The organism is Amycolatopsis sp. 3B14 (assembly GCF_050958625.1).
Taxonomy (GTDB): domain Bacteria; phylum Actinomycetota; class Actinomycetes; order Mycobacteriales; family Pseudonocardiaceae; genus Amycolatopsis_E; species Amycolatopsis_E thermoflava.
In genome coordinates, this window is the sequence record NZ_JBHZEN010000086.1 from 1 (window position 1) to 10,355 (window position 10,355).

The window sequence follows — 10,355 nt, forward strand, 5'->3', positions numbered from 1 at the left end:
CCCCACCGCCAGCCGACCCATTCACCCCAGCACCCGCAGCGCCCCTGCCCCCGAAAACACCACCCCCCTGCCCGCCATCGACCGGCCCACTAGCCGCAGTGCCGGCAGCGACCCTGCCCTGGAATCGCCGCCCACGTGCCCCACCTCCGACCGGCCCATTCACCGCAGCGCCAGGGCGGCCTTGCCCCCAGAAATCGCCGCCCACCTGTCCCAACGCTGGCCGTCCCATTCACCCCAGACTCGCGGCGGCCCTCCCCCCGAAAACGCCGCCACCCACCTGCCCGACCGCCGACAGGCCCACTCGCCGCAACACCCGCGGCAGCCCTGCCCCCAGAAATCACCACCCACCTGCCCGACCACCGGCCGGCCCACTCGCCGCAGCACCCGCGGCGGCCCTGCCCCGGAATCCAGCCGCCGCCCACCTGCTGGTCCACAACGGACAGTCAGCGTGCCTCGCGCAGCCGATTGTCGTAGGCCTCGCGCGCGTCGAGCAGTTCCTCCCAGTGCTCGCCGGCCCAGGCGCACACGACCTTCATGGGCTCCAGCAGGCTGCGGCCAAGGGGCGTGAGTTCGTACTCGACGCGCGGCGGTGTGCCGGGGTGGCTGGTGCGGCTGACGAGCCCGTCGCGTTCGAGGCCGCGCAGTGATTTGGTCAGTCCCTTCGGGGTGACCCGCCGCAGGGGCACCCGCAGTTCGGAGAAGCGCCGTGGACCGTGCTCGAGGCAGGCGATCACCAGCGGGGCCCACTTGTCGCCGAAACGGATCGGCGCCAGGCCCGACGGGCAGATCTCGTCGAACATGTCCGGTGGCAGGGGTTCGCGCATACTGCCACGGTAATCGGTATCCAGGAGGAAACCGGGACGCTGGCTACGGTCGCACCATGAGCAGAATCGTGATTTTCGGCGCCGGCGGGCGCGCGGGACAGCAGGCGGTCGCGGAGGCCGCGCGGCGCGGGCACGAGGTGACGGCGGTGGTGCGCGACCCGGCGAAGCACCGGGCGCCCGACGGGGTCGAACTGGTGGCCGGTGACGTCACGGACGCGGCTTCGGTGGCCGCGCTGGTGAAGGACCAGGACGCGGTGATCTCAGCGGCCGCGGTCTACGGAGCGGACACCGATCCGCACGCGTTCTTCACCTCGTCGGGACGCGCGCTCGCCGCTTCCGGCGCGGCGCGGGTGGTCGTCGTGGGTCTGTCGTCGCTGGCCCCGGATGCGACGGGCCGGCCCCTCCGGGATGCGCCCGGGTTCCCGGCGGAGTTCCGCCCGTTCACGGCCGCGCACGCGGCCGGGCTGGACCTGTTGCGCGCCAGTGATCTGGACTGGCTGTACGTGAGCCCCGCGGGAGACTTCGACCACGGCGGCGACCGCACCGGCAGGTACCGGGTGGCGGCCTCCGGCGACCCCGAGGCGCGCGTGTCCTACGCGGACTTCGCGGTCGCCCTGGTCGACGAGGCGTCGAGCCCCCGGCACCGGCGGGAGCACCTGCTGATCACCGGCGCCTGACGGAACGCTCCTCGAGGTCAGGGGCCGGTGCGGTCGGGCACCTGCCGACCACCCGGCCCTTGACCATCCCCGCCCGGTCATGGGCCGCCACGGCAACACCTGCGAACCACCGGCCACTGACCAACCTCCCCACGCCCAACGCGCCGGCGCAGCCAAGCGCCTGCTGACCACCCGCCCCTGCCTACCCCTCCCCACGGCCACGCCCCCGGTGCGGCAACACCTGCCGATCCCCCGGCCCGTGACCCGACGCCCCACAGGCCGGCACGGTCAAGCACCTGCCGACCCACCGGCGCCTGACCAACCTTCCCCACGGCCGGGTGCCGGTGTGGTCAAGCCCGCTGTCGTCGCCAGCCGCTGCCCCAGCAGCCCACTTTTCGCCGCACATAATCGCTGATCAGAAGCTCTTGACCTCTAGTAATGTCGAGGTTACATCCTGATCCGCATGGAACCTCTTGATGTTGCGGTGATCGTCGGAAGCACGCGGGACGGCCGGTTCGGCCCGGTGGTGGCGAAGTGGTTCGCCAGGCAGGCGTCCGAGCACGGCGAGTTCCGGGTCGACGTGATCGACCTGGCGGACGCGAACCTCCCCGCTGCCCTGTCCGGCCGGCCGACTCCCGAGGTGGCGGCCGTCAGCGAGCGCCTGGAGAAGGCGGACGCGTTCGCCGTGGTGACCCCGGAGTACAACCACAGCTACCCGGCATCGCTGAAGACGCTGCTGGACTGGCACGGCACGCAGTGGCAGGCGAAGCCGGTGGCGTTCGTGTCGTACGGCGGGTTGTCCGGTGGGTTGCGTGCGGTGGAGCACCTGCGCCCGGTCTTCGCCGAGCTGCACGCGGTGACCATCCGGGAGACGGTGAGCTTCCACAGCGCCTGGAGCCAGTTCGACGACCAGGGCGAGCTGATCAACCCTGACGGTCCGACGGCAGCGGCCAAGGCGCTGCTCGACCAGCTCGCTTGGTGGGCTCACTCGCTCCGAGACGCGCGGCGCGTCCGCCCGTACGCGAGCTGACCAGGGCCGACTCGTGACGGGGGCGGCTGGGGGTCGCTCCCGTCACGCTCGCGAGAACCACCTCCGCCGCCAGGCCTCCGGCACCCGCCGTCCCATCTCGCCGGAGATCGCCAGCGCCCCTGCTTTTCGTCCGCTTGAACCTCTGGCTGCCTGATCTCCCCTGATGACCCGGTCCCGACTTCGGGGCAGCTCCGGCATCGGGGCCACCACGCGCCCGCCCGACGACCAGGACCACCGCGCGCCCGCCCGCCAACAGGATTACCGTGCCGGCCCCGCCACCGGAATCACCGCGGAACCCACCCACCACGAAAATCGCCCCTGCACCGGCGCCACCCCCAGAATCACCCTGCGCCGATCCCGCCACCGGGATCACCGCGCGCCGGTCCCGCTGGGTCAGCTCCCGGCCTTCAGTGCCAGTTCGTCGAGTCCCGCGGCGAACGCCTGCGCGATCTCGTTGATCTCCGGCCGCTGGATGGTCAACGGCGGCGAGACGGCAAGCGCCTTGGCCAGCGTCCGAGTCAGCACACCCCGCTGACGGATGAGCAGGCTGAGGTCGGCCACAGCCGACGGCAGACGCTCGAACAGGTCGGGCTGCAGTTCGACAGCAGCGAGCAGCCCCACCCCTGCCCGAACCTCGCGGACGAGGGGGTGCGCGGCCAGCGGCTGCAGCGCGGCGGCGAGCTCACCTTCGAGCAGCTGTCCCCGCTGCAACAGGTTGTCCCGCTCGAGGATGTCGATGTTCGCCAGGGCCGCGCCGCAGCAGGCTGGGTGGCCGGAGTAGGTGGCGCCGTGCCGCAGGGTCGTGCCCGATCGGGCCCAGAACGGCTCGGCGACGCGCCCGTGCACGACGACCCCGCCCAGCGGCAGGTATCCGCTGGTCACCCCCTTGGCGAAGGTGATCAGGTCGGGCTCCACACCCCACCGCTCGACCCCGAACCACGTGCCGAGCCGGCCGAAACCGCAGATCACCGCGTCGGCGATGACCAGGACGCCGTACTCCCGGCACACGTCGACCACGCCCTGCAGGTAACCCTCCGGCGGCGCGAGCACACCACCCGCGCCGATGACCGGCTCGAACAGGAACGCCGCGACGCGCTCCGGTCCCACCCGCCGGATCTCGTCACGCAGCGCGTCGACCGAGTCGTAGGTGACGCGCGACGAGGACGGCAGGATCTCGCCGAACCCGGTTCGGTTGGCTTCGATGCCGGCCACGCCGGTGCCGATGCCGTTGGTGCCGTGGTAGGAGTTCGTCCGGCTGATGACGTGCACCCGTTCGGGCTGCCCCTGCACCACGTGGTAGCGGCGCGCGATCTTGACGGCACTGTCGATCGCCTCCCCACCGCCCGTGGTGAGGAAGACCTTGGCATCCGGCATCGGCGCGAGCCCGGCGAGCCGCCCCGCGAGCGCACGGGCCGGTTCGTTCGTGAAGTCGCCGAAGATCGAGTAGCCGGCGAGCTTGCGCATCTGCTCGGCGGCGGCGTCGGCGATCTCCGCCCGTCCGTGGCCCGCGTTGGCGTACCAAAGGCTGGCCGTGGCATCCAGGTAACGGTTGCCTGCCGCGTCGTAGACCCACACGTCCTCGCCGCGCTCGAGGACGAACTCGTCCTCCCGGACGACCGCCATGTCCGAGAACGGATGCCACAGTGCTGTGTCCATGCCCCTCACGGTAGCGGGCGGACGACCTTGCCGGGGTTGAGAATTCCCAGCGGGTCGAAGGCCTGTTTGACCGCTTGATGGACGGACACGCCCACCTCTCCCAGTTCCGTCTCCAACCAGTCCCGTTTCAGCATGCCCACGCCGTGCTCACCGGTGATCGTGCCGCCCAGCCGGAGACCGAGCGCCATGATCGCGTCGAACGCGGCCTGCCCGCGCCGCACCGAATCCGGGTCTGCGGCGTCGAAGACCACGTTCGGGTGCATGTTGCCGTCCCCCGCGTGCCCGCACGTCGGGATCAGCACGTCGTGCTCGCGGGAAATGGCTGTCACCCCCTCGAAGAAATCCGCCAGCCGCGAGCGGGGCACGCACACGTCGTCCACCAGCCGATCACCGAGCTGCTCCATCGCGACCCCGGCCAGCCGCCGTGCCGCGATGAGCATGTCCGCCTCGGCGCGGTCGCTCGCCACCAGCACGTCGGTCGCCCCGCAGGACCGCGCGACCTTCGCGAACACCTCGAGGTCGTGCGGCGCCGCCGGCCCCCGATCGGACTGGGCGATCAGCACGGCCTCGACGTCGTCCGGGAAACCCAGGTCCCGGTACGCCGCGACCGCGTCGATCGTCGGCTTGTCCATCAGCTCGAGCACCGACGGACGCTGCCCGGTGCTCAGGTACTCCGTGACCGTCCGGCACGCCGCGGGGGGCGCCGCGAAGAACGCGACCGCCGTCAACGGCGCCTCCGCGACCGGCCGCAGCGCCACCGTGACCTCGGTGATCACGCCGAGCGTTCCCTCCGAGCCGGTGAACAGCCGCACCAGGTCGTACCCGGCGACGCCCTTGGCGGTGCGGCGGCCCGTCCGCAGCACCCGCCCGTCGGCGAGCACCACCTCGAGTTCCCGAACGAAGTCACTGGTGACGCCGTACTTCACGCAGCACAGCCCACCGGCGTTGGTGGCGACGTTGCCACCGATCGTCGACGACTCCCACGAGCCGGGGTCGGGCGGGTAGAACAGGCCCTTGTCCTCGACCGCTCGGGACAGGACCGCGTTCACGACCCCCGGCTGCACGGTCGCCGTGTGGTTGATTTCGTCGATGTCCAGGATGCGGGTCATCCGCTCGAGGGAGAGCAGGATCGCCCCGTCCACAGCGTTCGCTCCACCTGACAGTCCCGTCCGGGCACCCTGCGGGACGACAGGGATCCGGTGCCGGGAAGCGACACGCAGGATTCTTACGACATCTTCGGTCTCGGTCGGCCGTGCCAGCGCCATCGGCACGCCGGCCGTGCCGAACCCGGCTTGGTCGAAGCGGTAACCGGCAAGTACGTCCGGGTCGGTCGTGACGAAATCGGCTTCCAGCTCGGCGATGAGTCCCACGAACTCACCGTATCGGGCGAAGGTAGGCGAGAGAACCGGGTGATGCCCGGGCGCTCGCCCGCGGACATCCGGGCATCACCCCCCTCTGGAGTGGTCTCAGGCGGTGATCTCCTTGCGGCTCTCACCACTCTCGATAGCGATCTTGCGCGGCTTGGCGGCCTCGGCCACCGGGATCCTCAGCGTCAGCACGCCACTCTCGTAGGTCGCCTTGATGTGGTCGGTGTCGAGCGTGTCGCCCAGGAAGAGCTGCCGGGAGAACACGCCGAGCGGCCGCTCGGCCACCTGCATCTCGACGTTGTCGCCGGCCGCGGACGGACGACGCTCCGCCTTCACGGTCAGCACGTTGCGTTCGACGTCCAGCTCGATCGCGTCCGGGTTCACGCCGGGCAGGTCGAACACGACCACGAACTCGTCGCCCGCGCGATAGGCGTCCATCGGCATCACGGCGGGGCGCGACCACGTTCCCGACCCCTGGCCGAACACCTGCTGGGTCAGGCGGTCGAGTTCGCGGAAGGGATCGGTGCGCATCAACATCTCGCCACCTCCTTCGGTCTCGTTCACCTGGGACGTTGACGTCGCACACCACAGTTATAGCGCGTCGTCGTTCCGTTGACAAGTGCCCGCGTCATCGGCATGATGACGTTGTGCCGCCCTACGACAACTTGCACGACGCGCTGGAACTGGTAGAGGGAGTGCTCGGCGAAGCCACCGCCGACTACGACCCGAGGAGGGTGCTCGCCGCACTCGAGGTGCTGCGGGCGCTACGGGACACGCTGACGGTCTGGGAGCCGCAGCTCATCGAAGCCGCGCGCGAAGCGGGCGTCAGCTGGGCGGAGCTGGCTCCCGCGCTCGGCGTCGCCAGCAGGCAGGCGGCCGAGCGTCGCTACCTACGGCTCCGGGATGCCGTGGGCAGCGACCACACGGCTGACGAACGGGTGCAGAAGACGCGAGACCGCCGCGCCGAGGAGAAGGCGGTCATGCAGTGGGCGCGCGAGAACTCGGCCTCGCTGCGCCGACTGGCCGGGCAGATCAGCGCGCTGAAGGGCGTGCCGGGCGTGGGAAAGGTGCGGCGAGCACTGGCCGAAGACGACGCGGCAGCGCTGCTGACACCGCTGAGCGGGGTGATCCAGCACCTCGACCAGACCTACCCCCAGCTGGCGGTCGAGGTCTCGCTCGTCCGCGACCACATGGACCGGGTCCGCCGGGAGACCCAGGAAAGGAGGCAGTCGTCCCGAGCGGGCAGCAGCTCCTGACGCTGTACCGCCACGAGCAGGGAGCACGAGGGCTGCGATGGGTTCCGCGGCAGTGCTTGATCAACGTCGATCATGATTCGCCCAAACTGCGGCGACGGGCTGCGCGGGTGCCGTTGCGTGGCTGCCGTGCCGCGGCCTCGTCGCGATGGCCACGTCTGGCGCCACTCGCGGCAGCTGACCGGAGCGCCTCGGAACGCGTTCCACCAGCGGCGAGTGACCGTTGCGCGGGTGGGCAGGAGGTCCGTCTGCCCCTGCGGGGGGTCATTGGAGAGCGGGCGTGTTGCCCGCGCGGGCTCATTGGAGGGAGGTCCATCTGGCCGCGCAGGGTCGCTGGAGAGGTCCGTCTGCCCGCGCGCGGTCACTGGCGGGAGGTTCGTCTGCCTGCGATCGCTGGAGGTTGTCTGGCCGACGCAGCTCCGCCGCGTCGGGCCTCGAGCTCGAGGTGGCGTGCCAGTGGGTCGCGTTGGTGAGATCAGCCGATCCGCGGCCTCCGGGCTCGGCTTGCCTCGGCTTCAGCCGAGGGCCGGTCCGGGGGGTGGCGCCGGGCGTGCGGCGAACGCTCTGCCTGGGGCAGCCAAGTGAGCCGAGCTGGCTGCTGCGCGAGCCGGAAGCGCGGCTTTCCGCCTGTCTTGACCAAGCGTTCGCGAGGTTGGTTGACGGTCGCAGCCCCGCGGCGCGTTGCGGTGAGCCGGTCGCGAAGCTCAAGGCGCAGCTGTCACCAGCCGCAACTGGGTGCGCGGCCAGGTCGCCGACGTTGTCTGGTCGGCATCGTCCTGCGGCGAGTTCGGGGTCGGCGGGGAGGGGACCTCGCCCTGCAGCGCATTCCAGGGGCCTCATTGGAGTCGACCTCGTCCTGCAGCGCTTTGGTAGGGGTCCAATCGGGGGCGACCTCGTCCTACGGCGCTTTGGCAGGTGGCCCAATCGGAGGGCGACCTCGTCCTACGGCGCTTTGGCAGGTGGCCCAATCGGAGGGCAGCCTCGTCCTACGGCGCCTTGGTAGGGGCCCAATCGGAGGGCAACCTCCAGGTGCGGCTAGGCACCGGCCGTGAGCGCTGCTGGGCGGGTGGCGGCAGGTTGTCGTGCCGGGGCTGGCCCCGCCGCGTGTGCGAGGCGACCGGGTGGCGGGCCTCAGGGGGTCACTTCGAGCGGGGCCTTCTCCGTGGCCGAGATCTGCTCCGGGACGGCGATCTCGACGCGCGGGACCGACGGGGGTTTGCCGTTGGAGGCTTGGGCTGGCGTGGGCTGGTCGAGGGGTTCTGCGCTGGTGACAGGGGTTGCCGGCGACGCGTCGGTGGGCGTCGGGGGCTTGGCTGTGGCTGTCTCGGACAGGAGGGGGGTCGCCTCGGCCAGGAGGGTGCTGATCGCGCGGAGGCGGTCGGTCATGTCCACGCGGATCTTGTCCAGCTCGGCGACCTTGGCGGCGGCCTCGTCGGTGCGGCGGCGCGCTTCGGCTGTGGCTTCGGCCAGCAGTTTCTCGGCTTGGGTGCTGGCCCTGGTGACCTTGTCCTCGGCGCGGGCGGTCGCCGAGGCGATCATCGCGCTCGCCCGGTCGGTGGCCTCCGCGACCATCGCATCCGCACGCTTGGTCGCGTCGGCCAGGAGGGCGTCGGCGCGGGAGGTCGCGTCGGCGAGCTTCGCGTCGGCCTGTGCGGTGGCGTCGGCGACGAGGGTTTCGGCTTTGGCTTGAGCGTCGGCGGTGAGCTTCTCCGCCTGGGCGGTGGCGGTGGTGACCAGCTCGTCGGCCCTGGCCTGGGCGTCGGCCTCCTGCTTGGTGGCTTTCGCCTGGAGGGATTCGGCTTCGGCGCGCGCTGCGGCCAGGGTCTGGTCGGCTTCCGCGCGGGCCGAGGTCACCGTCTCCTCGGCTTCGGCGCGGGCCGAGGACAGCAGGTCACCTGCTTGGGCGCGCGCGGATGCGACCAGGCTGTCGGCTTCGGCGCGGGCCGAGGTCACCGTGGTTTCGGCCTCGGCGCGGGCGGACGCAAGCGTTTCGTCCGCTTCCGTGCGGGCGGAGGTCAGGGTTTCCTCGGCTTCGGCGCGGGCGGAGGTCAGAGTTTCGTTCGCCTCCTCGCGGGCCGAGGTCAGCACGCGGTCCGCCTCGGCGCGGGCGGACGTCAACGTCGACTCGGCCTCCGTGCGGGCGGACGTCAGCGTGGACTCGGCTTCGGCGCGCGCGGACGTCAGAGTTTCGTTCGCCTCCTCGCGGGCCGAGGTCAGCACATGGTCCGCCTCGGCGCGGGCGGACGTCAACGTCGACTCGGCCTCCGTGCGGGCCGAGGTCAGCGTGGACTCGGCCTCTTCTCGGGCGGCGCGCAGCAGCTCGTCGGCCTTGGACTGGGCGTTCTTGACCAGCTCGTCGGCCTTTGCGGTGGCCTCGGCTTCGCGCTCGGCCATCGCTCGCATCGACGTGGCTCGCCGGACGGACATCGCCTCTTCGAAGTCCCGCTCGATTTCGGCTCGGCGGCGCGCCGCCTGTTCGTCCAGCTTGCGCCTGCTCTGCGCGGCCTGGCGGGTCATCAAATCGACCTCGGCCTCGGTGCGGCGCATCAGCTCAGCCTGCTCCTCGGCCATCTCCCGGCGCCGGAAGTCCAGCTCGGCGACCAGGCGTTCGTGCCGCTCGCGCAGTCGACCGGCCGCCTGTTCGGCCGCCGCCCAGCTCCGTTCGGCCGCCAGCCGCGCCCGCTCGGTGACCTCCGCGGCCTCGTCCTCGGCCAGCTCCACCATCCGCAGCAACCGCTCGGTCAGCCCCTCCGCCTCGATGGGCGTCCGGCTGATCCGGTCGATCTTCTCGCGCAGAGCGTCGTTCTCCGTGCGCAGGTCCTCCATCTGTGCGGCTAGCCGCTCGACCGCGGCGGCGGCCGCGTCCCGGTCGGCGATCACCATCCGCAGGTCGGTCTCCACGGCGCGGACATACGCCTGCACCTGACGAGCGTCATAGCCACGCCACGAGCGGTCGAAATCGGTCCGCAGTGGCACCAGGTCCTCGCGAGCGTCCACGGCCGTCATCCGCACCTCCCGAAGAGACTGTCCTGAATGGACAAAGCTGCTGAAAGCCTGCCACTGCCCAGCATCCTCTCATCCGCGCCCCGCGTCCACCCGCTGGGGCCGCGCGTTTCGAATTTCCGGTGTGACGTCCTCGCATTCGCCTTCGGGTCCGCCTCCGCAACCCGGATGGCGGCACGACCGCACCGGCGGAACGCCTGCGGGGCAACGGCATCTGCAGCCGATTCACCTGCACGTAGTGCGGGGGCCGACGTTCGGATGCTTCGCGTTCGCGCCCGTGATCACCGTGCGCGATGGCGGGTTCCGGAAAAAGCTATGAACCGTCAAGTCCCGGTCGAGTCAAAAACGGGCGCGAAACGACGACCGGGCCGCCACCACGCGCCGGCGGCGACACGCCAACGAGCTGCCGGCACCGGAACAGCCCGGGGCGCCGGGGGTTGGCGTGATGGCCGGAGGTTGGGCGAAATGGCCGGGCGACCGGGCGTGGTGGCCAGGCGGGTGGACGTGATAGCCGGGCGGCCGGACCTGATGGGCGGCCGGCCGGACGTGATGGCCGGGCGGGTGGG

General features: G+C 71.3%; 8 protein-coding genes. 3 read left to right on the forward strand and 5 right to left on the reverse strand.

Annotated elements, in window-relative coordinates; all coding sequences use genetic code 11:
• Positions 1-443 precede the first annotated feature (443 nt).
• On the reverse strand, positions 444-824 hold the full coding sequence (locus ACCP09_RS36660; RefSeq protein ID WP_027934406.1) for a winged helix-turn-helix transcriptional regulator: 381 nt from the start codon (positions 822-824) through the stop codon (positions 444-446).
• Between the two features lie 56 nt (positions 825-880).
• Here ACCP09_RS36660 and ACCP09_RS36665 point away from each other — a divergent pair, with 56 nt between their 5' ends.
• Positions 881-1,501 (forward strand): NAD(P)-dependent oxidoreductase, encoded by a 621-nt coding sequence (locus ACCP09_RS36665; RefSeq protein ID WP_433753508.1) that lies wholly within the window; start codon positions 881-883, stop codon positions 1,499-1,501.
• A gap of 442 nt (positions 1,502-1,943) precedes the next feature.
• A complete protein-coding gene (locus ACCP09_RS36670) occupies positions 1,944-2,510 on the forward strand; it encodes an NADPH-dependent FMN reductase (protein WP_433753510.1) in 567 nt (188 codons plus the stop codon).
• A gap of 393 nt (positions 2,511-2,903) precedes the next feature.
• Here ACCP09_RS36670 and ACCP09_RS36675 read toward each other — a convergent pair whose 3' ends face one another.
• The 3 genes from ACCP09_RS36675 to ACCP09_RS36685 all read right to left on the reverse strand — a co-directional run bounded on the left by ACCP09_RS36675 (position 2,904) and on the right by ACCP09_RS36685 (position 6,070).
• Positions 2,904-4,166 (reverse strand): aspartate aminotransferase family protein, encoded by a 1,263-nt coding sequence (locus ACCP09_RS36675; RefSeq protein WP_433753512.1) that lies wholly within the window; start codon positions 4,164-4,166, stop codon positions 2,904-2,906.
• Between the two features lie 5 nt (positions 4,167-4,171).
• A complete protein-coding gene (locus tag ACCP09_RS36680) occupies positions 4,172-5,536 on the reverse strand; it encodes an FAD-binding oxidoreductase (RefSeq protein ID WP_433753514.1) in 1,365 nt (454 codons plus the stop codon).
• A 96-nt stretch (positions 5,537-5,632) separates the two neighbouring features.
• Positions 5,633-6,070, reverse strand: a complete 438-nt coding sequence (locus ACCP09_RS36685) for an Hsp20/alpha crystallin family protein (protein WP_123685106.1) — start codon at positions 6,068-6,070, stop codon at positions 5,633-5,635.
• 110 nt (positions 6,071-6,180) lie between these two features.
• On the opposite strand from ACCP09_RS36685, the gene ACCP09_RS36690 reads away from it, so the two are divergent.
• Entirely contained in the window at positions 6,181-6,789 is a 609-nt protein-coding gene (locus ACCP09_RS36690) for a hypothetical protein (protein ID WP_027934400.1), read from the forward strand.
• Positions 6,790-7,917: 1,128 nt separating this feature from the next.
• On the opposite strand, the gene ACCP09_RS36695 is transcribed toward ACCP09_RS36690, so the two are convergent.
• Positions 7,918-9,792, reverse strand: coding sequence for a DivIVA domain-containing protein (locus ACCP09_RS36695; protein WP_433753517.1), 1,875 nt, complete (start codon positions 9,790-9,792; stop codon positions 7,918-7,920).
• Positions 9,793-10,355: the final 563 nt, after the last annotated feature.

Excerpts from the sequence above, each read along its gene's own strand:
- ACCP09_RS36660 (WP_027934406.1), bottom strand. The coding sequence starts at position 824 with ATGCGCGAACCCCTGCCACCGGACATGTTCGACGAGATCTGCCCGTCG.
- ACCP09_RS36665 (WP_433753508.1), top strand. The coding sequence starts at position 881 with ATGAGCAGAATCGTGATTTTCGGCGCCGGCGGGCGCGCGGGACAGCAG.
- ACCP09_RS36670 (WP_433753510.1), top strand. The coding sequence starts at position 1,944 with ATGGAACCTCTTGATGTTGCGGTGATCGTCGGAAGCACGCGGGACGGC.
- ACCP09_RS36675 (WP_433753512.1), bottom strand. The coding sequence starts at position 4,166 with ATGGACACAGCACTGTGGCATCCGTTCTCGGACATGGCGGTCGTCCGG.
- ACCP09_RS36685 (WP_123685106.1), bottom strand. The coding sequence starts at position 6,070 with ATGTTGATGCGCACCGATCCCTTCCGCGAACTCGACCGCCTGACCCAG.
- ACCP09_RS36695 (WP_433753517.1), bottom strand. The coding sequence starts at position 9,792 with ATGACGGCCGTGGACGCTCGCGAGGACCTGGTGCCACTGCGGACCGAT.